Annotated in this window: 23 protein-coding genes; 6 read left to right on the forward strand and 17 right to left on the reverse strand. The window is 70.3% G+C overall.

What is annotated here, in order from left to right:
• Positions 1-36: 36 nt before the first annotated feature.
• Together ACFWU3_RS19325 and ACFWU3_RS19330 are read left to right on the forward strand one after the other, a co-directional pair.
• Positions 37-762 (forward strand): response regulator transcription factor, encoded by a 726-nt coding sequence (locus ACFWU3_RS19325; RefSeq protein WP_384438648.1) that lies wholly within the window; start codon positions 37-39, stop codon positions 760-762.
• The gene (locus ACFWU3_RS19330) at positions 755-1,834 is read left to right on the forward strand and encodes a sensor histidine kinase (protein ID WP_384438867.1); all 1,080 of its coding nucleotides are present in this window, start codon (positions 755-757) and stop codon (positions 1,832-1,834) included. Before ACFWU3_RS19325 ends, ACFWU3_RS19330 begins: the two co-directional genes overlap by 8 nt.
• Before the next feature lie 95 nt (positions 1,835-1,929).
• Here the strand turns inward: ACFWU3_RS19330 and ACFWU3_RS19335 are convergent, their stop codons facing one another.
• The 6 genes from ACFWU3_RS19335 to ACFWU3_RS19360 form a co-directional block, all read right to left on the reverse strand.
• A complete protein-coding gene (locus ACFWU3_RS19335) occupies positions 1,930-2,532 on the reverse strand; it encodes an HD domain-containing protein (protein ID WP_384438651.1) in 603 nt (200 codons plus the stop codon).
• Positions 2,533-2,640: 108 nt separating this feature from the next.
• Positions 2,641-3,093: a VOC family protein gene (locus ACFWU3_RS19340; protein WP_384438654.1), complete on the reverse strand. Its 453-nt coding sequence runs from the start codon at positions 3,091-3,093 to the stop codon at positions 2,641-2,643.
• A 62-nt stretch (positions 3,094-3,155) separates the two neighbouring features.
• Complete coding sequence (locus tag ACFWU3_RS19345; RefSeq protein WP_384438657.1) at positions 3,156-3,773, reverse strand: CE1759 family FMN reductase; 618 nt, start codon at positions 3,771-3,773, stop codon at positions 3,156-3,158.
• Positions 3,770-4,909, reverse strand: a complete 1,140-nt coding sequence (locus ACFWU3_RS19350) for an LLM class flavin-dependent oxidoreductase (protein WP_384438871.1) — start codon at positions 4,907-4,909, stop codon at positions 3,770-3,772. Before ACFWU3_RS19350 ends, ACFWU3_RS19345 begins: the two co-directional genes overlap by 4 nt.
• A 250-nt stretch (positions 4,910-5,159) precedes the next feature.
• Positions 5,160-6,896 carry a D-glucuronyl C5-epimerase family protein gene (locus ACFWU3_RS19355; RefSeq protein WP_384438660.1) on the reverse strand — a complete coding sequence of 579 codons (1,737 nt, stop codon included), beginning with the start codon at positions 6,894-6,896 and terminating at the stop codon, positions 5,160-5,162.
• A gap of 357 nt (positions 6,897-7,253) precedes the next feature.
• Entirely contained in the window at positions 7,254-8,477 is a 1,224-nt protein-coding gene (locus ACFWU3_RS19360; RefSeq protein WP_384438663.1) for a PP2C family protein-serine/threonine phosphatase, read from the reverse strand.
• A gap of 255 nt (positions 8,478-8,732) precedes the next feature.
• On the opposite strand from ACFWU3_RS19360, the gene ACFWU3_RS19365 reads away from it, so the two are divergent.
• The 3 genes from ACFWU3_RS19365 (at position 8,733) to ACFWU3_RS19375 (ending at position 11,513) form a co-directional block, all read left to right on the forward strand.
• Positions 8,733-9,602: an MEDS domain-containing protein gene (locus ACFWU3_RS19365; RefSeq protein WP_384438667.1), complete on the forward strand. Its 870-nt coding sequence runs from the start codon at positions 8,733-8,735 to the stop codon at positions 9,600-9,602.
• Complete coding sequence (locus ACFWU3_RS19370) at positions 9,599-10,555, forward strand: anti-sigma factor RsbA family regulatory protein (RefSeq protein ID WP_384438670.1); 957 nt, start codon at positions 9,599-9,601, stop codon at positions 10,553-10,555. The genes ACFWU3_RS19365 and ACFWU3_RS19370 overlap by 4 nt, the downstream gene beginning before the upstream one ends.
• 100 nt (positions 10,556-10,655) lie before the next feature.
• Positions 10,656-11,513: an alpha/beta fold hydrolase gene (locus tag ACFWU3_RS19375; protein WP_384438673.1), complete on the forward strand. Its 858-nt coding sequence runs from the start codon at positions 10,656-10,658 to the stop codon at positions 11,511-11,513.
• 80 nt (positions 11,514-11,593) lie between these two features.
• Here ACFWU3_RS19375 and ACFWU3_RS19380 read toward each other — a convergent pair whose 3' ends face one another.
• The 11 genes from ACFWU3_RS19380 to ACFWU3_RS19430 all read right to left on the reverse strand — a co-directional run bounded on the left by ACFWU3_RS19380 (position 11,594) and on the right by ACFWU3_RS19430 (position 22,624).
• Positions 11,594-12,328 (reverse strand): NPP1 family protein, encoded by a 735-nt coding sequence (locus ACFWU3_RS19380; protein WP_384438675.1) that lies wholly within the window; start codon positions 12,326-12,328, stop codon positions 11,594-11,596.
• Positions 12,329-12,789: 461 nt separating this feature from the next.
• Positions 12,790-13,488: a L,D-transpeptidase gene (locus tag ACFWU3_RS19385; RefSeq protein WP_384438678.1), complete on the reverse strand. Its 699-nt coding sequence runs from the start codon at positions 13,486-13,488 to the stop codon at positions 12,790-12,792.
• A 140-nt stretch (positions 13,489-13,628) separates the two neighbouring features.
• Positions 13,629-14,027, reverse strand: coding sequence for an ACT domain-containing protein (locus ACFWU3_RS19390; protein WP_384438681.1), 399 nt, complete (start codon positions 14,025-14,027; stop codon positions 13,629-13,631).
• A gap of 296 nt (positions 14,028-14,323) precedes the next feature.
• Entirely contained in the window at positions 14,324-14,479 is a 156-nt protein-coding gene (locus tag ACFWU3_RS19395) for a DUF6131 family protein (RefSeq protein WP_384438684.1), read from the reverse strand.
• A gap of 110 nt (positions 14,480-14,589) precedes the next feature.
• Positions 14,590-15,117 (reverse strand): TspO/MBR family protein, encoded by a 528-nt coding sequence (locus ACFWU3_RS19400; RefSeq protein ID WP_384438687.1) that lies wholly within the window; start codon positions 15,115-15,117, stop codon positions 14,590-14,592.
• 610 nt (positions 15,118-15,727) lie between these two features.
• A complete protein-coding gene (locus ACFWU3_RS19405; RefSeq protein ID WP_384438690.1) occupies positions 15,728-16,558 on the reverse strand; it encodes a DUF4397 domain-containing protein in 831 nt (276 codons plus the stop codon).
• A gap of 93 nt (positions 16,559-16,651) precedes the next feature.
• Positions 16,652-17,041 (reverse strand): D-ribose pyranase, encoded by a 390-nt coding sequence (gene rbsD / locus ACFWU3_RS19410; protein WP_384438693.1) that lies wholly within the window; start codon positions 17,039-17,041, stop codon positions 16,652-16,654.
• On the reverse strand, positions 17,038-17,952 hold the full coding sequence (locus ACFWU3_RS19415) for a ribokinase (RefSeq protein ID WP_384438696.1): 915 nt from the start codon (positions 17,950-17,952) through the stop codon (positions 17,038-17,040). The genes rbsD and ACFWU3_RS19415 overlap by 4 nt, the downstream gene beginning before the upstream one ends.
• 106 nt (positions 17,953-18,058) lie before the next feature.
• A complete protein-coding gene (locus ACFWU3_RS19420) occupies positions 18,059-20,020 on the reverse strand; it encodes a substrate-binding domain-containing protein (RefSeq protein WP_384438699.1) in 1,962 nt (653 codons plus the stop codon).
• Positions 20,010-21,557: a sugar ABC transporter ATP-binding protein gene (locus tag ACFWU3_RS19425; protein ID WP_384438702.1), complete on the reverse strand. Its 1,548-nt coding sequence runs from the start codon at positions 21,555-21,557 to the stop codon at positions 20,010-20,012. Before ACFWU3_RS19425 ends, ACFWU3_RS19420 begins: the two co-directional genes overlap by 11 nt.
• A complete protein-coding gene (locus ACFWU3_RS19430) occupies positions 21,554-22,624 on the reverse strand; it encodes a LacI family DNA-binding transcriptional regulator (protein WP_384438705.1) in 1,071 nt (356 codons plus the stop codon). Before ACFWU3_RS19430 ends, ACFWU3_RS19425 begins: the two co-directional genes overlap by 4 nt.
• Before the next feature lie 208 nt (positions 22,625-22,832).
• Between ACFWU3_RS19430 and ACFWU3_RS19435 the strand changes: the two genes are divergently transcribed.
• The gene (locus ACFWU3_RS19435; RefSeq protein WP_384438708.1) at positions 22,833-24,698 is read left to right on the forward strand and encodes a glycoside hydrolase family 15 protein; all 1,866 of its coding nucleotides are present in this window, start codon (positions 22,833-22,835) and stop codon (positions 24,696-24,698) included.
• Positions 24,699-24,713: the final 15 nt, after the last annotated feature.

A 24,713-nucleotide genomic window follows, 5' to 3' on the forward strand; every position in this document is an offset into this window, starting at 1 on the left:
ACCTCGGCGATACAGCCTTCTGCTTACGCTTCGGACATGCGCGTACTGATCGTGGAGGACGAGCCCTACCTGGCTGAAGCCGTCCGTGACGGTCTCCGGCTGGAGGCCATCGCCGCCGACATCGCCGGCGACGGCGACTCCGCCCTGGCGCTGCTCGGCGTCAACTCCTACGATCTCGCGGTTCTCGACCGCGACATCCCCGGCCCCTCCGGCGACGAGGTCGCCCGGCACATCGTCGCCTCCGGCAGCGGCATCCCGATCCTGATGCTCACCGCTGCCGACCGGATCGACGACAAGGCCTCCGGGTTCGGACTCGGAGCCGACGACTACCTCACCAAACCGTTCGAGCTGCGGGAGCTCGTCCTGCGGCTGAGGGCCCTCGACCGCAGACGCGCGTACGCCCGGCCCCCGGTCCGGGAGATCGCGGGCCTGCGGCTCGACCCCTTCCGCCGGGAGGTCTTCCGCGACGGACTCCATGTCGCGCTCACCCGCAAACAGTTCGCCGTGCTCGAGGTCCTCGTCGCCGCCGAGGGCGGGGTCGTCAGCGCCGAAGATCTGCTGGAACGGGCCTGGGACGAGAACGCGGACCCCCTCACCAACGCCGTGCGCATCACCGTCTCCGCGCTGCGCAAACGGCTCGGCGAACCATGGATCATCGCCACGGTGCCCGGCGTCGGGTACCGGATCGACACCGGTACGGGCCCCGGAACCGACATCGCCCGCGGCAGGGACGCCACCACCCCCGGCCATGCGCGTGGATAGACGCACAGGGCTCAGCGCCCGATGGAAACTCACCCTCAGCTACGCCGGGTTCCTCGCCGTCGCGGGCGCTCTCCTGCTGGCCGTGGTGTGGGTGTTCCTGCTGCGCTACGTACCCGACAACTCCCAGGGGCTGCTCGGGATCTCGCCCAACCGCTATCTCTTGGTGCGCATGTTCGCTCCCGCCGCTGCCGCGGCGATGGTCCTCCTGCTCGTGTTCGGCCTTCTGGGCGGATGGATCCTCGCCGGCCGGATGCTCGCACCCCTCACACAGATCACGGCTGCGGCACGGACGGCCGGGGCAGGATCACTTTCCCACCGGATTCGCATGCGGGGCCGCCAGGACGAATTCCGTGAGCTCTCTGACGCGTTCGACTCGATGCTCCGCCAACTCGAGTCCCACGTCGCGGAGCAGCAGAGGTTCGCCGCGAACGCCTCCCACGAACTGCGCACGCCGCTGGCGATCTCACGGACGCTCCTCGACGTCGCCCGCAAGGACCCCACGCGGCACCGGGATGAGGTCATCGAGCGCCTGCACGAGGTCAATACGCGGGCGATCGACCTCACCGAGGCGCTCCTGCTGCTCAGCCGCGGCGACGGAGGGAACGTCGCCCGCGAGAGCGTGGACCTCTCCCTCATCGCCGAGGAAGCCGCCGAGACGCTGCTGCCCCTCGCCGAACAGCGCCGGATCTCGCTCGATGTCACCGGTGCCGCGGCCCTCACCAGCGGCTCCGCGGAGCTTCTGCTGCGGATGGTGATGAACCTCGTCCAGAACGCCGTCGTCCACAACCTCCCCGCCGGCGGCACCGTGACGGTCCGCACCGAGGCGGACGGCGACACGAGCGTGCTGCGGGTCGAGAACACGGGGCGCCGGCTCCCACCGGCACTGGTACCGACCCTGACCGAACCCTTCCAGCGCGGCGCGGAGCGCGTACGCACCGACGAGCACGCGGGCGTCGGCCTGGGCCTGGCCATCGTGGACAGCGTCATCCGCGCCCACGACGGAACACTCGACCTCGTCCCCCGGCCCGCCGGCGGTCTCCTCGTCACGGTCCGGCTGCGCGGCACGCGGTAGGCATCGCCCCCGAGCGGGGCCACTGGATCGGTGGGCAGCCGGGCGAACTGAGCCGTCGGGCCGCTCCACGACCGCGGGCCGCCGACCGCCCCGCGTCACGGATGGACCGGAAACGCCGATTGGAAGGTCAGGCGACGCCCGGCATCCGCGCCGAGCCCGGACAGCACGTCGTCGAGCGCGAGGTACTCCTCCCAGGGCTCCCGCCCCGTCGCCCCGGCCAGCGCCCGGACCAGCTTGTCCTCGAGCTCGGGGACCCGCTTGTCCTTCCACACCTTGTCGGCCGCGCTGACCAGAAGGTCCTCGATCGTCACGGCGGGGTCGTCCCAGCTCGCGTGCGTGGCGGCGAAGCGGGCAAGGGCCGGCTCGAAGCCGCGGTCCAGCAGCAGGTCGCGACCGGCCGCCTCGTGCGCCGAGCCGGGCCCGGCGAGCTCCTCGGGGTGCAGCGTCTTGCCCACGTCATGGGTCGCCGCGCCGAAGAGAACGGCGTCACGGTCGACGGCGAGGTCCGGGTAGCGGTCCCGCACCCAATCGGTCAGGTCGACGGCGACATCGTGGACCGCGCGCAGGTGCGCCGCGAGACGGGGCGGGGCCCCCAGTGAACGCAGAAGTTCCGTCACGACGGGCGGCAGCGGCCTCAGAGGCGGCTCCCCCGGGGCATCGAGGGCACGGAGCAAGAAGTCCGAAGGCGTCGCGGTCATCCCGCAGACCTTACTGGTGCCGCTCAGGCCGGGGCCGGCAGCGCCATGTCAAACACAGCGTCGTACGCGTCGGCGCGGACCGGGACCGTCATGTGCGGATCCGGCCGGTCAGTCCTCACCGGCCGGCGGGTCGGCGAGAATCCCCTTCAGCAGCCCCGTGGACTGCCCGACCTCGATGAGATAGCCGTCCGGGTCGCGGACGTAACACCGGATCTCGGCTTTCCTGTCGATCGGCGGGGTCAGGAACTCGGCACCCTTGGCGCTCCATTCGCGATAGACGCTCTCGATGTCGGCCACGCGGATGTTGAGGAAGCTCGTGGCCGTCGTCGGATCGTTCGGCGGATGCAGGGTGACGTCGGGTTTGTCGGGAGTCGGCCCGCCGCCGGGGTTCATCAGGAGCCAGCTGTTCGCGAGTTTGACGATGCACGGGTTCTCCTCGAGCACGACCTCGCCACCGAGGACGTCGGTGTAGAACGCACGCGCTCGTGGGACGTCCGCCACGGTGAGGAAGTGTGTGAGGACGAACCCCGTCTCGGGGGCTGGAAGATCTTCGCTGCGCATGGATCAGCCCTTCACCTGGTGGACGCCCGCTGCTGTGTAATCGAGCCGGCCCCGGGCTCGGTCTAGGGGCCCGCGACCGCACCGCCCAGCAGCTGTTGCATGGACGCGAGGTCTTCGTCGGCCACCTCCCGTCGTGCCCGCGGACCGCAGGCACGCAGGAGACGGGCGAAGTCGGCCGCGGCGGCGGTGATGCGTTCCCCGAGGGCGGCGCCCGTCTGGGAACCGAAATCACTGGTGGCCGCGTAGACCGCGCGGGGGGACACGATCGCGTGCAGATAGGAGAACATCGGCCGCAGAGCGTGTTCGAGAACGAGGGAGTGCCTCTCGGTCCCGCCGGTCGCGCCGATGAGGACAGGCATGTCGGCGAGGGTGTCTTCCGGCAGTACGTCGAAGAAGGACTTGAACAGCCCGCCGAAGGAGGCGTTGAACGCGGGCGTGACGGCGATGACGCCGTCCGCCTCCGCGACCCTGGCAAAGGCCGACTCCAGGGACTCCCCCGCGAACCCGGTCAGCATCGCGTCCATGATGGGGTGGCCCAGCCGGCGGAGTTCCACGAACGACGCGTCGACATGGTCGCCGGACTTCTCGACTTCACCACTCAGCGCTGTGACCAACCGGTCGGCGAGGAGTCGGGTCGACGACGGCTCACGCAGACCGCCGGAGATGATGGCTAGTTTCATCGCGTATCCGGATCCTCTTGCATCTCGTTCTCGGGTTCGTCCTCGGACTGCCGGCTCTCTTCGCTCCGACGGGCGCGCAGCAGGGACTCGTGCGTCGGTGCTGCCGGGACATCCGCCGGCCGGCCGACCGCGAACTCCTTGCGGAGTACCGGCACCACCTCCTCGCCGAGGAGGTCGAGCTGTTCGAGCACCGTCTTGAGCGGGAGACCGGCGTGGTCGACGAGGAAGAGCTGACGCTGGTAGTCGCCGACGTACTCACGAAAACCCAGCGTCTTCTCGATCACCTGGGCCGGTGATCCGACCGTCAGCGGCGTCATCGAGGTGAAGTCCTCCAGCGACGGGCCGTGCCCGTAGACCGGCGCGTTGTCGAAGTAGGGCCGGAACTCGTCGACCGCGTCCTGGCTGTTGCGCCGCATGAAGACCTGCCCGCCCAGACCCACGATGGCCTGCTCGGGCCGGCCGTGGCCGTAGTGGGCGAACCGGCGGCGGTACAGCTCCACCATCGACCGCGTGTGGGAGGCGGGCCAGAAGATGTGGTTGGCGAAGAACCCGTCACCGAAGTAGGCCGCCAGCTCGGCCACTTCCTGAGTGCGGATCGACGCGTGCCACACGAAGGGCGGGACACCGTCCAGGGGTTGCGGAGCAAGGGTGAAGCCCTGCAGCGAACTGCGCAGCTCGCCTTCCCAGTCGACCACCTCCTCGCGCCAGAGACGGCGCAGCAGACCGTAGTGCTCCACGGTCAGCGGGATGGCCTTGCGGATGTCCTGCCCGAACCACGGATAGACCGGCCCGGTGTTCCCTCGTCCCAGCATGACGTCGGTGCGGCCGCCGGACAGATGCTGGAGCACACTGAAGTCCTCGGCGATCTTCACCGGATCGTTGGTCGTGATCAAGGTGGTCGAGGTCGAGAGAATGATGCGTTCGGTCTGCCCGGCGATGTAGCCGAGCAGCGTCGTCGGCGAGGACGGGACGAACGGCGGGTTGTGGTGCTCGCCCGTGGCGAAGACGTCGAGTCCGACCTCCTCGGCCTTCCGCGCGATCGCGACGGTGGCCTGGATACGCTCCGACTCGGCAGGGGTGAGACCTGTCGTGGGGTCGGCCGTGACATCACCGACCGTGAAGATGCCGAACTGCATACCAGACGCTTCGGAAGATTCCATTCCGAGCTCCCTCTGGCTCTACTGCCTGGGCTCCCTCCCATTTTGTCACGCACGGTCCTGGCCCGCAGAACCCCTGCACACCGGTCCGGTGAAGGCCAGGCCCGGCACGAAAGCTCACGGAACGTACGCTCGGCCGGCCTGCTCGAGGACCGATCCTGCGGCATGCGCTCGCGCCGGCCACCGGTGGTGGCGCGCTCCCAGGGGGCGAGCCACCACCGGCCGAGTGTCAGTGCCCGTCCGTCGTGATCTGGTTCGCCGCGACCCAGTAGCCGGTCAGCGTGCCCGCGGTGATCTGGCACATCGGCCGGCCGTTGACGATCGCCCGGCGGTCGAAGGGCGCGTTGGACGGGTTGGCGAACGCGACCGTCTTGATGCTCGCCGCCGTTCCGTCCTCGGTGAACCGGTAGACCTCGACCGGCTGGTTGCCGCCGGGGAAGGTGAGTGTGCGCTGGGGGCGGAAGACGGTGGTGAGGTACTCGCCGCGCAGGAACGAGTTCGGCCACACCTCGCCGACCCACCAGTCGGCGTACGCGCCCGCGCCGATCCGGTAGTAGATGCCGCGGTCCTCGATACGGCGCCTCATCGCCGCGGGCGCCTGGGTCGCCCGGGCGAAGGTGACCTTCTTCGTCTCGAGCTGCGCGTCGCCCTTGGCCGCGACCCAGGTGCCGTCGGCGGCCGTGTCCAGGCGGTAGAGCGTGTGGGTGCCCGCCGCGAAGGCGATGGCGGAGCCGTCGCGCAGGTACGGCGACGGGAAGTCGTCCGTCAGCACGTCCTGGTGGTGCGCGAAGTCCGGGCTGCCCGTCTGCCAGTGCAGCTGGCGGAACAGGTTGATGTGGTGCTGGTGGTAGGTGGGGGCGGGAATGCGGTGGGTCTGGCAGTAGTACGAGTGCCAGCGGGTGTTGCGCAGCAGCGGGAAGTAGCGGGCCATGGTGGTGGCGGAGCCGTCGTACAGCTGGGCGGCGAGCTCGTTGCCGGTGGCCACGAAGTAGTCCCACAGGCCGAACATGGCGAAGATCATGCCGTTGTAGGTGTAGTCACCCGTGCCCGGCTGCGCGCCCGGGTACTCCTGGATCCACAGGTAGCCCGAGTCGTTCTTGTTGATCACCCACGGCTGCGCGTCGTCGGCGCGGAGCAGTGAGGAGAACGCGCCGTCGGCCGCGGCGCGGTAGAGCGTCCGCTCCTCCGCGGTGAGGCCGTCCAGCTCGGACAGCTGGATGAAGAGGCTGATGGCCTCACCCTGCGCCATGCCGGAGTACCACGGCGCACGGTAGGAGACGCCGCTGTGCGCCGCGTGCGTGAAGTCGAAGGGGTACGGGAAGTACCAGGCACCGCGCTTCTCGACGCGCTTCTCGATCAGCCGGTTCGCCTGCGCCTTGGCGCGCGTCAGGAAGAGCGCCTTGCGGGCGGGGTCCTGCTCGTTGCGGTAGCTGGTGATGCAGCCCAGGCCGAACTGGATCTGGGTGACGGGCTGGTCGTAGCCGGGCTCGTTCCAGCCCGGCCGGTACTGCACGACGCCCTTGGAGTCCAGATAGACGTGCTCCGAGTTGGGGGTGACGTTCGCCCACGTGGTGGGGCGGTCGCGCCACGGCCGCAGGTAGTCGGGCAGATCGGTGGCGATCGTGTACCCGGTCCGGTTGAAGGCGAACGGCAGCTCCGTCGGGACGTCGTCGGTGACCGTCCGCGGGTCGGGCGCACCCGGGGCGTACGGGATGCTCCGGCTCGGCCTGGCGATCCGGCCCTCGGAGATCGGGTCGGGCAGTGGCGGCAGGGGCGCGCTCCCGTCGACTCCGCGCGGGACGCTCAGGGCGAGGGAGCGCGGAATCCCGGGGAACGGGGTGGGGACGGGAGCGGCCGTCGCGACGGACGCGGGCCCGGCGAAGGTCCCCCCTGCCGCGACGGCGGCACCCGCGGCAGCGAGGCGGAGCAGGCGTCTGCGGTCGAGGGTCGGCGGCGTTTCGGACATGGCTGAGGCCCCCCCAGGGCTTGGATGAAACGTGAGTGCGAGATGAATGCGGCGTGAAGATCATATCTCCCGCTGATCACATGTCGGCATCCAATTCCGGTCGGACTCAGGGGGTATTCCCCGACAACTCAGTTGCTCGGCACACCAGTTGACCCGGGATCCGTGAGGGTCGGCGCCGTCCTCGCCGATTCCGCTCCCGGCCGGGCTCGACAGGAGCAGGCACGGGTGCGCGCCTTCCGGCCGTCCGCCGGCCTCTGGTAATCCCGGTTGCGCGGCCCGTGGATGCGCCGCCTTCCTTGCGCCGACCCCCGAGGAGTGATCGACAGCAGCCGGAGCCGACAGCGCCCGACCGGGCGGTCACAGGCGGACGATGACCAGCGCGATGTCGTCGGCCGCGCCGCCGCTGACGTCGAGTTCGCGCAGCACGGCATCGGCCAGGCGTTCCGCGCCGAGTTCCCGGTGGTGGGACAGGGCATCCGCGAGCCGCTCCAGTCCGACGTCGATGTCCTCGCCCCGTCGCTCCACCAGTCCGTCGGTGTAGAGGACGAGCATGGCGCCGGGGGTGTAGGGGCGGCTCGTCTGAGGGCGGGGGACATGGGAGGGGCGCGCGCCCAGCGGGGGGTCGGTCGCCTGGTCGAGCGCTTCCCAACTGCCGTCCGGGCGCATCAGGATGGGCGGCGGGTGACCGGCACAGCTGTAGGTCATGAGGCACCGGCCGGTGTCGACGGTCACCACGGCCGCGGTGGTGGCCACGGCCCCCTCGACGGAACGGGCGTAGAGGCCGAGGACTTCGAGGGCCTTGGCGGGTCCGTCGGCGGCTCGCGCCGCGGCGCTCAGGGCGCTGCGCAGCATGCCCATCACGGTCGCCGCCTGCAGCCCGTGCCCCACCACGTCCCCCACCGCGAGGACGAAGACGCCTTGCGCGAGGTCGACGACGTCGTACCAGTCGCCGCACACATTGAGCGATCCGACGGCAGGCCGATAGCGCACGGCGATGTCCGTGTGCTTGTCCAGGTCGGGCACGTGGAGCATCGCTTCCTGAAGGGCCACCGCGACCTGGCGCTCGCGGGCGTGCGCCTGCCGCAGTTCCTCGTTGACGCGCTGCAACTCGCGGGAACGGGCGTAGAGTTCGGCCTCCATTCCCGCTTCCCGCTGTCTGCCGGAACCGTCCCCGCGAACGTCCTGGAGGAACGCGGTGACATCCTCGACCCGGTGAAGGATCCAGGCGACATCGCCTGTGGGGCTGAAGACAGGCGTGTTGGTGGTGGACCACCACCGCTCCTCGAACTGCCCGGGGGCGTCCACGAGCGGTATGTCGTAGCGCTGCGGCGCCAGAGAGTCCGGCTTACCCGTCTCCAGGACTCGGCGGAGTGAGGAGGCGAGGCTCGGCACGCCGTCCGCGTCGGGGTCTCTCGGGTTGTCGGGAAAAGCGTCGAAGACGTAGCGGTCGACGAGGTCGTCCCTGGTGCGGACCGTCGCCCGGAGATAGGCACGGTTCGCGTCGACGATGACGAGGTCCGGGTCCAGCACGAGACAGGGACTGGGCGTCGCGAAGAACAACGCTGCGTAGTCGAGTCTCATGGCATCACGTGCTCACATGTCCACTGCCTCGCCGCTCACCTCTCACCACCGATCAATTTACGGTCCTTTCGCCCCTTCCGCGAGGGTTGGCATCCGGAACACACCTGCGCGGCGACCGCGAGACCAGGTACCCCCGCGGTCACCTCCCGTCACTCTCCGGGGCGGATCCTCAGCGCGGCGGATTCCGGCCTTGTAGTCTCGACCCTCGGGCGGTGCACGGGGCGTCAGGGGACCACCGCCTCGCGAGGAGGAACGGTGCCTGCAGTCAGCGGCGATCGAGCGGCCCCGCCACGGGGCGTCCACGCCTGCCATGCCTACCGCAGTCGAGCGGAGTGGGCCGCGACAGTGACCGCCTCGGTGCGCGAGGGACTGGCGCAGAGGCAGCAGGTCCACTTCTTCGCGGACACGGCCGAGCCGTCGGCGATCGCCTCCCTGCTCCGCTCCGACGGCGTGGACGTGGACACGCTGCTGAGCAGCGGGCAGCTGCGGGTGACGGACACCCACCGGAGCTACCTGGAGCGGCTCCCCTTCGATCCGGACCTGCTGATGGCGGGGCTGCGCGAAGCGTGCGGAGAAGCCGTGGCCCAGGGCTATCCGGGACTGCGGGTGATCGGCGAGATGAACTGGCACCTCCGGCGGCCACCGGGGGCCGACCGACTGCTGGAGTACGAACTGCGGGTCGAGGCAGAGGTGTACGCGGATCTGCCGCTGACCGGGATATGTCTCTACGACCGGCGTGACACGCCGTCGGACGTCCTGCTCGCCGCCCATCACCTCCATCTGTCACCCTCGCTCACCGAAGTCGCGGGGGTGAACGCGCCCCTGACAGCAGTCCCGTTGACCGACAGCTCCGGTCTGCGGCTGCGCGGCGACGCCGACACGGACAACCGCACCGTCCTGACGGCCCTCCTGGACACCCTGCCCCGTATGCCCGGAAACGTGGTTCATCTCGACCTGTCCGGGACGCGGTTCTTCGGCATGGACGCGGTGGGAGCACTGGTGGAGACGGCAGGCACCCTCAGGAGTCAGGGCCGCCGTCTCGTGCTGCAGTGGCCGCCGCCCTCGCTGCAACGTGTGGCCGAACTGTTCCCCGACGAGTGCACGGTGCTGGAGGTGGCAGCATGAGCGATACGCAGACTGTCCCGGAACCGCAGACGGAAGCGTTCGTCCACCCCGGCCTCTTCTACCGCGGTCTCGACGAGTACGTGGCGGAGGTGGGCGGCTTCGTCACCCGGGCCCTGGAGGCGGACGAACCCGTGCTCGTGGCCGTACCCGGGCCGCAGTTGGCCGCGCTGCGCGACAGCATCGGCGATTCGGGACGCGGTGTCGACTTCACGGACATGACCGTCCTCGGCGTCAACCCCGGACGCATCCTGTCCGCCCTGCAGGGCTTCGCCGACCGCCATGCCGGGCGGTCCGCCCGGATCGTCGGCGAGCCGATCTGGCCGTCCCGTTCCCACGAGGAGGTCCTCGAGGCGACCCGGCACGAGGCACTCATCAACACGGCGTTCGCCGGCCGCGCGGCCACCATTCTCTGTCCCTACGACGTCGAACGGCTCGGTGAGTCGATCCTCGCGGACGCCCGCCGCACCCACCCGACACTGATCGAGGACGGCAGCCACCAGGCCAGTCCCGCCTACATCGACCCCGCCGTCGTCTGCGCCGACTGCGACGAGCCGCTACCGGAACCGGCCGAAGCGTCGTCGCTCGCCTACAGCCGCGGCCAGCTCGGTCTCGTACGCGAACACGCCGAGACATGGGCCCTCGGCACCTCGCTCGACTTCGGGCGACGCAGCGACTTCGTCCTCGCCATCAGCGAGGCGACCGCCAACTCGATCGCTCATGGCGGCGGCAGCGGCACGCTGCGCCTGTGGACGAACGACAGCGGCGCGGCCGTGGCCGAGGTCCGCGACAGCGGTCGGCTGTCCAACCCCCTGGCGGGCCGCCGCCGGCCGTCCATCGCCTCGGCCAACGGGGGCCGGGGGCTCTGGATGATCCACCACCTCTGCGACCTCGTCGAGGTACGGGCCGCCGAGTCCGGCCTGACGCTACGGCTGCATATGGCGCTCACTCGCTGAGCGTGCGGGCGAGCGGCCCGCGCCGTCAACGGTGCCCCGCCGAACGGTCGTCGGGACCATGCACTTGCTGTGATCGTCCCCGTCGTACGAGGGTTGCCGCATGCCTGCCTTCACCGCGTCCGACGGGACCGTACTCGCCTATCACCTCGTGGGGGAGGGTGAGCCGCTGCTCTGCATTCCGGGCGGACCCATGCGCGCTTCCGCTTATCTGGGCGATCTCGGCGGGCTGTCGAAGCAGCGCCGGCTCGTCCTGCTCGACCTGCGGGGCACGGGCGCATCCGGCTTTCCCGACGACCCGGCGACCTACCGCTGCGACCGCCAGGTGGAGGACATCGAGGGGCTCCGGGTGCATCTCGGACTCGGCCGGGTCGATGTCCTCGCGCACTCCGCGGGCGGTGATCTCGCGCTGCTCCATGCGGCGCGCCACCCGCGGCGGGTTCGCTCCCTCTCGCTGATCACCGCCCGTGCGCGTGCTCTCGGCATCGACTTCACCGAGGAGCACCGCCGGGAGGCCGCTGCCCTGCGCAGCGCCGAACCGTGGTTCGCGTCCGCTCAGGCCGCCTGGGAGGCCGTCCGGGCGGGCTCGGCGACCGAGGCCGATTGGGATGCGATCAGCCCCTTCTTCTACGGTCGTTGGGACGCGGCCGCACAGGCACACGCGGCATCCGAGGTCGAGCAGAGCAACGCCGAGGCGGCGGAGGCGTATGCCGCCGCCGGAGCCTTCGACCCTGCCGCTGCCCGGGCGGTCATGGCGTCCCTGGATGCCCGGGTGCTCGTCCTCGCCGGGGCCCTGGACAGCGGTCCGCTCCCCCGTGTCGCCGCCGCCGTGGCGGAGTTGTTCCCCCGGGCCGAACGGGCCGTCCAGCCGGCCGCCGGCCACTACCCGTGGCTCGACGATCCGCTCCGCTTCCGCGACACCGTGGGCGCGTTCCTCGCCCAGCGGGAGCGTTCGGCCTGACCGGTCACCGTGGCCGACGACGGACAGCGGCCCCCGTCCGCGTACGGAGTCCGCGTACGGAGGGGGGCCGGGACCGGCTCTCAGGCGTTCGGGTCGAACGGGATGTTCGCCGGCTTGGCCCTGGACAGGTGCCAGTTGAACTGGTCGTCCTTGATGCCGAGGGTGGCGCTGCCGAAGTCGGCCGCGCTCAGCTTGTCGCGGAGGCCCGCGGGGTAGCCGTTCCAGCCGACGAGCGTCGGGAACTGCCACGTACCGCGGTGGTTCTCCGGCGGCTCGTCACCGGAGTTGGCGGCGCGGAAGGTGTGGGTGCTCACCCCGTCCTTGTGATAGACGATCTTGGGGTGTGTCCCGTCGAAGCGGATCTGCGAACGGTTGTGGACCGTGAAGCCGCCGTGCGCGGAGGTCGACACGTACTCGACCTGGTTGTTCCGCACCCACACCACGACGTGCTCCCAGTCGTGACGGTGGCCGAGGCTGCCGCCGCCCAGGGACACCTGGTCCTTCTCGAAGTAGAGCGCGTAGACGATCGCGCACCACCCGTTGTTGCACTTCTCCCGGGAGTACCCGTTGGTGTTCTCCAGATCGGACAGATCACGGCAGTTGCCGTTGACGTCACCGCCGAGCTTCAGCCCCGGGGCGATCGTCCCGTCGGGACCGATGGCGGGAGAGGAGTAGCAGCCGTCGCGGTCGTAGTCGTAGGTGGGCTGGAACGTCTGCTCCAGACCGTCCGCACTGCCGGGGAGCGCGCGCGGGGGGTCGGCGAAGGCGGTGGCCGGTGATGCCACGACCAGGACGACCGCTCCGGCGAAGCTCATGAGCGACAGTCTGCCCACCCGCCGCGATCGCTTCGGCTTGCGGGCCGTGGAGGCACCGTCCGCAAACGCGGCGGGCTGCGTGGGGCGCCCGAAGGCCCTCGGCGACCATCTCTTGTTCACTGCGTCCTCCTGATCGGCACCGTCGCGGGACGGGCAGTCCGGCTGCGGCACGCCCGGAGCACCATCTCCCACTTCCGTCGGCCTTCGGAGAGTGGACAGATGTCGCTCTGGTGAAGGAACGCCCAATACTGCGGAGAGGAAGGGGGGTTGGGCCCGGGGAAGCTCCCGCGTGGCATGGGCATGAAGTCAAACTGCGCAGGATTCTGCCCGGTGTTGCTCAGGAGGCGCAGCCGAATGGCAGCACTGTGACCGGAGTTGGTTCACTCATCGCTCGGCCGGTCGCGCTCGGCGCCTTCGGAGGCATCGGCAGCCGGCCGGCTCCCGTGGGGAGGGTGGTGCGCTCAGGTGCCCGGCTTGCGGCCGTAGACGAAGACGTCGTCGTTGGTGCGGAGCAGCTTCCAGTACGCGGCGGCGTCGGTCTTGGTCATGTTCACGCAGCCGTGCGAGCCGGGCTGCCCCCAGACGCTGATGCCGACCGAGTGGAAGGCCTGGCCGCCGTCGAAGAACTGGCTGTAGGGCATCGGCGTGTCGTACAGGCTGGAGACATGGTCGATGTCGCGCCAGGAGACCTTCTTCAGCCCGGTGCGGGTCTCGTGCCCGTCGCGGCCGGTGCGCACGGGCACCGGTCCGTGGACGAGCTTCGTTCCGTCCTGGATCCAGCTGAGCTGGAGCGTCAGATCGACACAGGCGATCCGGCCCCTGTTCACGGGGCACGCGCCGGCCTTGTTCGGGTTCCGGCCGACGGCCTTCTGCCGGTTCATGAGATCCATGACGCCCCAGGTGACGGGACCGGCCAGGCCGGCGGCGGGGCTGATCGCGTGCTTGGTCTGAAACGCCTGGATCGCCTTGCAGTCGTTGACCGACTGCTTGCCGTCCACGGGGCGGCCGAGAAACTTCTCGACCTGCTTCTGGTGGGGCCCGGTCTGTGTCGTGCAGTAAGCCGCCGCCTGGGCGGTCGTGCTTCCCACGACCACCGACAGCGGGGCCACCAGGGCGGCTGTCCCGAGTACGACGGCTCCCCGGCGGCGTATGTCCCCCACGGCTGACACTCCTCGTTCGTGCATTGGTGCGCTGACGCCTGGAAGACGGCAGAGAAGCCACATTAGTTGCACCAGGCACCAGTTCCACCCCCTGAGCCCGTATGTGACAACAGCCACAGGGAGGCAGGAACGAGGTCAGATCATCCGGAACGGCGCACAAGGCCCTCCAGCAGACCGAGCGCCTCGGCCGCGCGATCGTGGGCGACGAAGAGGTGGTCGTGGTGGAATCCGGCGACGACGTTGCAGCTCAGGCCCGCATCGGCGAGTTCACCGGCGACCGCGGCGGTCAGACCAACGGCGTCCAGAGCGGAGTGGACACGCAGGGTGATCCACCCCGCGACGTAGTCGTAGGCCAGGCCCGCCGCATCGGCCTGCTCCACCGGCAGCACCAGGGTCAACCCCTCCGGCTCCCTGACCGTGACCACGGGGGCGACACCGCGCGGGACACCGTCGTCGACCGAGGTGAAGACATAGCGCCCCGGGTTCAGCTCGGGGCGCATACCGCTCAGCAGTTTCCGAAGGTCCCGCTCACCACTCATGATCACCACGGTATCCGCCCTGGGGTTCCGGAGAGCAGACCCGGCACCACACGCACTTCGGGGCAGAGGCGCGGAACGGGCTGCGGGCGCGGAGACGCCCATGGGGCGGCCCTGTCACCCGCTGCTCGCTCCCCGTCACGCGGCGCGTACCGCCCCGACGGTCACTCCTGAACCGACGCCGACCACGGACAGCGACAGGGCAGGCACCCCCGAGAACCCGAGGGGGTGCCTGCCCTGTCCCGTCGTACGGGCGCACCGTCGTCGCGCCGGCCGGCGAGCCGGCGGTCAGTCGCCGGTCACCAGTAGTGCTGGCGACCGCCGACGGCGTGGCCCACCTTTCCCAGAATCCACAGTGCGGCCCCGACCGCGATCAGGATGAGACCGATGGTCCACAGGATGCCTAGGCCCGCGATGGCACCGATGATGAGCAGGATGAGACCGAGAATGATCATTGCGTCCTCCGAATGGTGGGTCCCGCACCAGCCGGGTTGCCTCATCTCGCCGCGATAAACCACACGGCATCCGCACCCGCCCCTGATTCCGTGCCGGAGTTCAGTGCCGGTCATGCCGACCGCAGTCGGGCGCCCCTGGGGTTGCGGCGGGCCAGGTCGGCGTTGAGGACGGTGGCGAACGCGCACCAGGCGGCGTACGGCACCAGCGCGGCGCCCGCCGACCGGCTGCTGAGCGCGGTGCGGACGAGGAGATGGGTGTTGCTCAGGTCCAGCGCCAGCGTGCCGAGGAGGCCGGCGCGCGGGCTGCGGGCCCGGAAGAACAGCCAGTTCCACGCGGCGTTGAGGGTGAGGTTGGCGGCCAAGGCGATCGCCAGGGGCTTGCGGTCCCGGGGCGAGGCCCGGTCGAGGGCGCGGCCGCCGGCCCAGGCGATGCTCGCGTACAGCGGTGTCCATACGGCGCCGAACGCCCACGGCGGGGGCTGCCACCGCGGCTTGGACAGTGCCCGGTACCAGGGTGTCGTGGGGTCGACGGCGATCGATCCCACGACGGCCGTCGCCGCGACCGCGGTCCCCGCGGCCACGTAGTACTTCCACCGGACGCGTGGACCGGGGTCGGTGCGCTCGCTGATCAGCCTCATGTCCCGACTCCTTCCCCGCGCCCGGCGAACCATCGAGGACGACCCGAAAGCGGCCGAAGAGTGCCTGCGGCGGCGCGGCGACGGCCCGCGGGACGCGCCGTTGTGCGCGGGACTGCCGTTGCCGGCCTGTTCCGCCGCATCAGGGCACAGCCCGCGGCCGCTCCTGCGGCGAAGCACACGGCGGCGAGAAGAAGCGTCCGCTTGTGGTGACGCCTGGCCTGCCGGAGCGATGCTTCCTCGTCAAGCCCGTCAAGCCCGGCGGTGCCGGTGGACGGCCGACGGTCGACGGGGGCGGCCCGCAGGTCCCTGGCGATCGCCTCCCACACCCTGCCGGGAGGAGCACGGAGCAGGTCCGCCGGACCGACCGACCGCGCGGCCCGCACGACCCGTCGCAGCTCCTCCAGTTCGGTGCCGCACTGCGCACAGTCCCGAAGATGCCGCCGGGACTCCTCGTCCAGATCCGCCTCACCTGCCGTTCCCAGGGACAGCTCCGCGAGGTCCGCCGGATCGAGGTGCTCCGCCACCGTCTCCTCCTCCGCGCCGACGAGAACGAAGACCCAGTACGACGTGCACGAGAGGCGGCCCGGCCGGCACGGACGACTGCCGGGAGTCAGGCACGCTCGCGGGCCCGACGGCTCAGGACGAGCGCGCCCGCCAGAGCGGTGATCCCCGCGGCGGCGCTCCACACGAGCCAGGAGTCCGAGGAGTTGGTCACGCCCATGGCACTCGGGCTGCCGGCGGAAGCACCCGGGGTGGACCGCATGCCGTCCAACGACTGCACCTTGAGGGCGAGGTTCTTGTCGGCGGCGCTGCCCCAGGCGTACACGACGTTGCCGGTTCCCTCGGCCAGCTTCAGGTCCGCGGGTCCGATGGCGACCGTGTCGGTGCCTGCGAGCACGACGTCGGTGGAGACCGTGCCCGGGTCCACCTCGGCGGTGGCCTCACGAGGATTGACCAGCCCGGTGAACAGCGGTGTTCCGCCGGCTCGTACGTCCACGGCGGGTGCCGCCGCGACATGACGTACCGTCAGCCGGGCCTTTTCGGGAGGCACCTTGGAGACGTTGTTGACGAACGCGTCGAGCTCCGGTGTGCCGTCGGCCGACAGATGGGCGACGACCGTCGCGTTGGCGCCGGCCGGCACCTCGATCGTCTTCTGGATCGCGGGCGTGCCGTCGGGGCCCTCGCCCGCCTTGAAGACCTTCAGGTCGTAGGAGCCGGCGGCGAGGGCCTGCGGCTCGGTGAGTGTGCCGGGCTCGAAGTCGCCCAGGAGTTCGTCACCGTTCGCGTAGACGTCCACCGTCAGGCCCGGGACGGCGTGGAAGACGGAGACCATGGCCTGGTCCGCGCTCCGGTCAGCGGCGCCGACAGGAGCGGCGGCACCGAGTGCCAGTGCACATACGCCGAGGGAGGCGACGACTGCTGCGGGGGTACGGGAATTCATGATCCGGCGTCCCTTCGTGGCGGACCCGCGCGGTGCGGGTCTCGCCACTACTTCCCGGCCGGGGCGGCCGGCGGATGCGCGGCCGGTCTCCGCTCAGAAGAAGACGCCGCACCTCAGCAGCACGTTCGCGTAGGGCCGCGCCTCTCCCGTACGCACCACCAGACGGGCCGTCGCCGAGCGCGCCTTCAGCTCGTCGTGGGTGATGAAGTCCAGCGCCGGCAGCCGTTGCGCGAGGAGACCGGCGGCCTCGGGGTTGGCATCTGTGACCTCTCGGGCCGCCGTGGCTCCCTCGATCACCAGCTCGTCCAGCAGGCCGTCCAGCACATCCGCGAACGACGGGATTCCTGCCCGGAAGGCCAGATCCACCACGCGCGGACCGTTGGGGACGGGCATGCCGGCGTCACAGACCAGCACCAGATCGCCGTGCCCCAGTTCCGCCAGGGCGCCCGCCAGGTGGCGGTTCAGAATGCCTGTCCTCTTCACAGGGCAGCGACCTCCTCGGCCGTGGGAAACGATTCCTGAGCGCCCTGTCCGGTGACGGCGGCGGCGCCCACACGCACGGCGAAGGATGCCGCGGTGGCGAGAGGCTCGCCCAGGCCGATCCGCCACGCCAGGGCGGCCGTGAACGCGTCCCCGGCGCCGGTGGTGTCGACCGCCTCCACCTGCGGGCTCGGCACGTGTACGTGAGCACCCGTCCGCGTGTCGGCGACGAGCGCCCCCTGTGCGCCGAGCGTGATGACGACCGAGCGCGGGCCGATGGCCAGGAGTCCCGCGGCCCACTCCTCGGGTGTGGCTCCCGCGGAGGGGCCGAGGATGAAGCGCGCCTCGTGCTCGTTGAGGACCAGGGGATCGCACGCCGCGAGCACATCGGGGGGAAGGGGCGCGGGCGGGGAGGGGTTCAGGACGAGACGGGCCGTCGGGGGCAGTTGGGCCACCACTTCGGCGACCGTGTCCAGCGGGATCTCCAGCTGGACCGAGATCACGCGTGCGGCGGCGAGGAGGTCCTCGGCCGCCCTGACATCCGCCGGTGTCAGCCGGGCGTTCGCGCCGGGCGACACCACGATGCTGTTGTCTCCCGACGGGTCCACGGTGATCAGAGCGACGCCGGTCGGCGCGCCGCCGACGAGGACGCCCTCGGTGTCCACACCCGCCTCCCGCTGCGACCGGAGCAGCAGACGGCCGTGGTCGTCGTCGCCCACCCGCGCGATCAGGGCGGCGCGCGCCCCGAGGCGCGCGGCGGCGACGGCCTGGTTGGCGCCCTTTCCGCCCGGGTGGACGGACAGGTCGGAGCCGAGCACCGTCTCCCCCGGCGCCGGGCGGCGTTCGACCCCGATCACCAGGTCGGCGTTGGCCGACCCGATGACCAGCAGGTCGTGGGGGCCGTGGTCGTGCATCGCTGGTCCTGCTTTCTCGTTCTCTCGGGTGGGGCGTGTGCTGCCGGACCGGATGGATCCGGCGGATCGGAGGACCGCGGCGAATCCGCGGCCCTCCGACCGCGGCTCAGGAGAAGTCGGCGACGTTCGCCTTGGTGACGACCTTCACGGGCACCTTCACCGTGCTGCTCACTTCCTTGCCCTGTGCGGCCTTCACCGCGTTCTGGACGGCGATCTTCCCGAGCTCCTTGGGCTGCTGGGCGACCGAGGCGTAGAGCGTGCCCGCCTGAACCGCCTTGAGGCCGTCGGGAGTTCCGTCGAAGCCCACCACGGAGACGGACTTTCCTGCCTTGGCGCCGAGCGCCTTGACCGCGCCGAGCGCCATCTCGTCGTTCTCGGCGAAGACGCCGTTGATACCGGGGTTGGCCTGGAGGAGGTTGGTCATGACGTCCAGACCCTTGGTGCGGTCGAAGTCCGCGGGCTGCTTCGCGACGACCTTGATGCCCGGGTAGGCCTTGAGGCCCTCGGCGAAGCCCGCGCCGCGTTCCCGGCTCGCGGAGGTGCCGGCCGTGCCCTGGAGAACGACGATCGTGCCCTTGCCGCCGAGCCTGTCGGCGAGCGTCTTCGCCGCGAGCTTGCCGCCGGCGATGTTGTCGGAGGCCACGAGGGTCGCGGTCTCGGCCTTGTTGACACCGCGGTCGGCGGCGATCACCGGGATGCCCGCCTTGTTGGCGGTCCGGACCGCCGGGCCGACCGCGTCCGAGTCGACGGGGTTCACGATGACGGACTTCACGCCGGAACTGGTGAAGTTCTGGAGCTGGTTGGCCTGTTGCGAAGCATCGTTCTGGGCGTCGGTGACCGTGATGTCGATACCCGCGGCCTTGGCCTCCGCCTGCGCGCCGTCCTTCATCTGCACGAAGAACGGGTTGTTGAGCGTGGAGAGCGACATCCCGATCTTCGTGGTGGTCCCGGAGCCGCCGGGGTTGAGCAGGGACACACCACCGACGACGGCCGCGACGCACACGGCGGCCACGCCGAGCTTCAGCGCACCGCGTTTCCCGTTTCCCGGACCTCCGGTACCGGGAGCGCCCGCGGCGGCCGCCGTGGTTCCGGTGCGCCGGCGCAGGGTGTCGAGCAGGACGGCCAGGGCGATGACGACACCGATGACGACCTGCTGCCAGAAGGCGGAGACGGAGAGCAGGTTGAGACCGTTGCGCAGCACGGCGAGGATGAGCGCGCCGATGAGCGTGCCGGACGCCTTGCCGACTCCGCCGGCCAGGCTGGCGCCGCCGATGACGACCGCGGCGATCGCGTCGAGTTCGTAGCCCTGCGCGGCCTGCGGCTGCGCGGAGACGAGCCGGGAGGCGAGCACGATGCCGGCGACGGCCGCGAACAGGCCGGACAGGGCGTAGATGACGAGCTTCTGACGCTTGACGCGCAGGCCCGACAGGCGGGCCGCCTCTTCGTTGCCGCCGATGGCGTACATCGAGCGGCCGATGTAGGTGCGGCCGAGGATCAGTGCGGTGATCAGGCCCATGCCGATCATCACGATGACCGGGACCGGCAGCCAGCCGCCGAGCGTGTCGCCGAGCACGGAGATGGAGTCGGGGAAGGCGATCGGGCTGCCCTGGGAGATGACCAGCGACAGTCCGCGGCCGATCGACAGCATGGCCAACGTGGCGATGAAGGGCGGCAGTTTGCCGTACGAGATGAGGGCGCCGTTGACGAGACCACAGGCCAGGCCCGTGCCGATCGCGAGCAGGACCGCGAGCCAGACCGGTAGTCCCTCGGACGTCGCGATCCAGGCGAGGACCGTGGCACTGAGCGCGGCCACCGATCCGACCGACAGGTCGATGCCCGCCGAGACGATGACGAAGGTGACGCCGAACGCGAGGATCGCGGTGACGGCGGCCTGGACGCCGACGTTGAGGAGGTTCTGGGTGGTCAGGAAGTCGCCGGAGAGCAGCGACATCGCCACCACCAGGACCACCAGCGCGGTCAGGGCGCCGTTGTCGAGCAGGATGCGGCGCAGGGTCGAGGCGGAGGCGCCGCTCTTGCCCGTGTCGTTCTTGAGCGTGTCACTGGCCACGGGGGCCCTCCTCGTTCACTGCGTCGTTCTGTGCGGGGGTTGTCGTGGGTGGTGCGCTGACGGCGAGCGCCATCACCGCGTCCTGGGTGGCTTCGTGCGCGGTGAGTTCACCGGCGATACGGCCCTGTGCCATGACGAGCACCCGGTCGCTCATGCCGAGGACCTCGGGCAGGTCGCTGGAGATCATCAGCACCGCGTGACCGGAGGCCGTCAGCTCGTTGATGAGCTGGTAGATCTCGACCTTCGCGCCGACGTCGACTCCGCGCGTCGGCTCGTCGAGGATCAGCACTCTGGTGTCGGCGAGGAGCCATTTGCCGATGACGACCTTCTGCTGGTTGCCGCCGGACAGGGTGCGGACGTGCTGGCCGAGGCCCGCCATCCGTACGCCCAGCTGCTCGGCGATCCGGGCGGCCGCGACGCGCTGGGCCTTGAGATCGACGAGTCCGGCGCGGGTGGCCGAGCGCAGGGTGACCAGGCCCAGGTTCTCCTGCACCGTGGCGTCGAGCACCAGTCCCTGGCCCTTGCGGTCCTCGGGGACGAGGCCGATGCCGGCCCGCATGGCGGCGTTCACGTCGTGTCCGCGGAGCTGTTCGCCGCGCACGTCGACGGTGCCCGTGTCGTAGGGGTCGGCGCCGAAGACGGCCCGGGCGATCTCGGTGCGGCCGGCGCCGACGAGCCCGGCGAGGCCGACGACCTCACCGGCCCGCACCTCGAAGCTGACGTCGTGGAAGACGCCGCCCCGGGTGAGCCCGCGCACCGAGAGCAGCGGCTCGCCCACCTCGGGGCGCTGCCGGGGATACTGCTGGTCGATGCTCCGGCCCACCATCAGCCGTACGAGTTCGGCCTCGGGTGTCGACGCGGGGACCTCGTCGACACTGCGGCCGTCCCGCAGGACGGTCACCCGGTCGCCGAGTGCCGCGATCTCCTCGAGGTGGTGGGTGATGAAGACGATGCCCACGCCGTCCTCACGCAACTGCCGCACGATGCGGAAGAGCTGGTCCACTTCCTCGGTGGTGAGGACGGCGGTCGGCTCGTCCATGATCAGGACGCGTGCGTCGAGACTGAGCGCCTTGGCGATCTCGACCATCTGGAGCCGGGCGATGCCCAGTTCGCGGACGAGGGCGCCCGGGGAGACCCGCAGGCCGACGCGGTCCAGCAGCGCGGCCGCGTCCGTCTCCATACGGTGGCGGTCGATCATCCCGAACCGCCGCGGCTGACGGCCGAGGAAGATGTTCTCGGCGACCGTGAGATCGGGGACCAGGTTGAACTCCTGGTAGATGGTCGCGATCCCCAGCCGTTCGGCGTCCTGGGTGCTGTGGATGCGGACCTCGCGCCCGTCGGCGAGGATGCGTCCGCTGTCGGGGCGGTAGGCGCCGGAGAGCATCTTGATGAGGGTGCTCTTGCCGGCTCCGTTCTCACCGAGCAGGACGTGCACCTCACCGCGGCGCAGGTCGAAGTCGACGGCGTCGAGGGCGACGACGCCGGGGAACGTCTTGCGCAGTCCTTCGATGCGCAGCAACTCGTCGGGGTGGCTCACAAGTTGCTCCTCTGGCTCGCGGGGTGGTCGGGGACTCCGGGGACTTCCGGGATCTCGGGGTCTTCGGCATGCGCGCCGCCTTCACCGCAGGAGCGGCGTACGACGAGACGCGCGGGGAGGCTGACGGAGCTCGGGGGTCTCCCCTCGATCACGTCGGCCAGCGCCCGGACGGCGGCTCTGGCGAGCTCGGCGGTGGGCTGGGAGATCGCCGTGATCGGTGGATCGGTGTGCGGGAACCACGGGATGTCGTCGAAGGCGGCGAGCCCGATGTCCCGCGGTACGCGAAGGCCGTGTCCGCGGATGGCGTCCAGCGCTCCGAGTGCCATGAGGTTGTCGGCGGCGAAGACCACGTCGGGAGGCTCGGTGAGCGCCAGGAAAGCTTCCGTGGCGCGGCGGCCGCTCTCGGCCTGGAAGTCGCCCTGCCCGATGTACGCGTCGATCAGCGGGAGCCCGTGTTCGCGCAGCGCGTCGCGGAAGGCGTCGACGCGCTCGCGTCCGGTGGTGGTGGCCGCGGGCCCCGCGATGATGGCGAGTCTGCGGTGGCCGAGCCTGTGCAGATGCCCGACGAGGTCCCGGATGGCCTGCCGGCCGTCGGAGCGCACGACGGGCACGTCGACGCCCGGAATCCAGCGGTCGACGAAGACCATCGGGGTGCCGCCGCGTGCCGCGTCCAGCGTCAGCGGGGACCGTCCGTCCGCGGGCGAGACGAGCAGGCCGTCGATGCGGCGGTCGAGCAGGGTCCGTACATGGTGGTCCTGGAGCTCGGGCCGCTCGTCGGCGTTGCCGATGATCACGCTGTAGCCGAGCGCGCGGGCCTCCTCCTCGACGAAGCGGGCCAGCTCGGTGAAGTACGGATTGAGCACATCACTGATCACGAGGCCGAGGGTGCGGGTCTGATCGGTGCGCAGGGACCGGGCCACGGCGTTCGGCCGGTAACCGAGCGCGTCGACGGCGGCGAGGACGCGGGCCCTCGCCCCGGGGCTGACGGAGGGATGGCTGTTGAGGACGCGCGAGACCGTGGCAACCGAGACTCCGGCCTCGGCCGCGACATCCTTGATGCTCGCCATCGACGGTCCACCTCCTTGTGGGTTCCGTGCGCCTCGCTCCATGGCAGTGATCCATGGAAACGATTACACGGCCGATTGGAATCGATTACACGGCCGAAAAGCAAGAGCGGGACCGTCGACCGATACCGGATCGTGACCGGAGTGCGCCGACGGCACCGGTGAGTGAGACTGGGCAGGACGAGTCACCGGGGTGGCGAGGTGCCGGGAAATGACCACAGCGCGAGCACAGGAGCCCACAGACAGCGACCCGCACGGGTACCTGCCGATCGCCGAGCACGGGCTGATCGGCGATCTGCGCACAGCGGCCCTGGTCGGCACCGACGGACGGATCGACTGGTTCTGCGCCCCGCGGTTCGACTCCCCCAGCGTCTTCGGCTCGCTTCTCGACGCTCGGCGTGGCGGCTACTGGGAGATCCGGCCGGTGTGCGCCGGCGTCACCCACCACCAGTTCTACTTTCCCGACACGAACATCCTCCTCACGCGGATGCTCACCGAGCACGGCATCGTCGAGATCCAGGACTTCATGCCCATCCTGCGGGAGAAGGACCCTGACCACCGGCAGCGCCTCGTGCGGCGGGTGGTCAATGTGCGAGGTCATATGACCATGTCCGTGCGGATCGCACCGCGACTGGACTACGGACGCGAAATGCCCCGCACCGAGCGGACCCGCCAGGGCGTGCGGTTCACGGGCCGGGAGATCAGCCTCTCGGTGCGGGCCACCGTCGACCTGGAGCTCGACGAGACCGACGCCCACGCCCGGTTCGTCCTCCGCGAGGGCGAGACGGCGCTGTTCATCCTGGAAACGGCCGACGACGAGGACGGCACGACGCCGGAGCCGGTGGAACCGACTGCCGCAGACGAACTCTTCGATGCGACGGTGACGTACTGGCGCACCTGGCTGAAGCAGTCGACGTACACCGGACGCTGGCGGGAGATGGTCCACCGATCGGCCCTGACGCTGAAACTGATGACCCATGAGCCGACGGGCGCGATCATCGCCGCACCCACCCTCGGACTGCCCGAACAGCTCGGCGGCCAGCGCAACTGGGACTATCGATACGTCTGGATCCGGGATGCCGCGTTCTCCCTCTACGCGATGGTGCGCCTCGGATTCACGCAGGAGGCGCAGGAGTTCATCGACTGGCTCGCCGCGCGCCTGCGCAACGCGACGAACGGAGCCGCCGGGCCGCTGCGCGTCATGTACTCGATCGACGGCGACGCGATCCTCCCCGAGGAGACGCTCGACCACCTGGAGGGGTACCGGGGATCGCATCCGGTGCGCATCGGCAACGGAGCGAGCGGTCAGTGCCAACTGGACATCTACGGCGAGCTGATCGACTCGATCTATCTGTTCAACAAGTACGGCGCCGGCATCTCGCACGACAGCTGGACCGATCTGTGCGGCATCCTCGACTGGCTGCTGAAGAACTGGGACGGCACCGACGAGAGCATCTGGGAGACGCGGGGCGGCCAGCAGAACCACACCTACTCACGGCTCATGTGCTGGGTCGCGGTCGAGCGCATGGTCAGAATGGCCCGCCAGCGAGGGCTGCCCGGGGACCTGGTCAGCTGGCTGCGGGCCCGCGACGAGATCTACGACCAGATCATGACGCGCGGCTGGCACCCCGAGGAGCGCACGTTCGTCCAGCGTCTCTCCGACGACGACGGCCCCCCGAAGACGATCATGGACGCGTCCCTGCTGCTCATGCCGATGGTCAAGTTCCTCTCCCCGACCGATCCCCGGTTCCGGTCGACCGTCGAGGCCATCGAGCGCCGGCTGGTGGTGGACAGCCTGGTGTTCCGCTACAACCCGGAAGAGGCGCCGGACGGACTGGACGGGAGCGAGGGGACCTTCTCCATCTGCTCGTTCTGGTGGGTCGAGGCGCTGGTGCGTATGGGCGAGGTGGAGCGGGCCAGGCTCGCACTCGAGAAGATGTTCACCTACGCCAACCATGTGGGCCTGTACGCGGAGCAGATCGGGCTGACGGGCGAGCATCTGGGCAACTTCCCCCAGGCGTTCACGCACCTCGCCCTCATCAGCTCGGCGATCAACCTCGACCACCGGATGAACTGAGCCGCCCGTCGCGGC

The organism is Streptomyces sp. NPDC058685 (assembly GCF_042714725.1).
Taxonomy (GTDB): domain Bacteria; phylum Actinomycetota; class Actinomycetes; order Streptomycetales; family Streptomycetaceae; genus Streptomyces.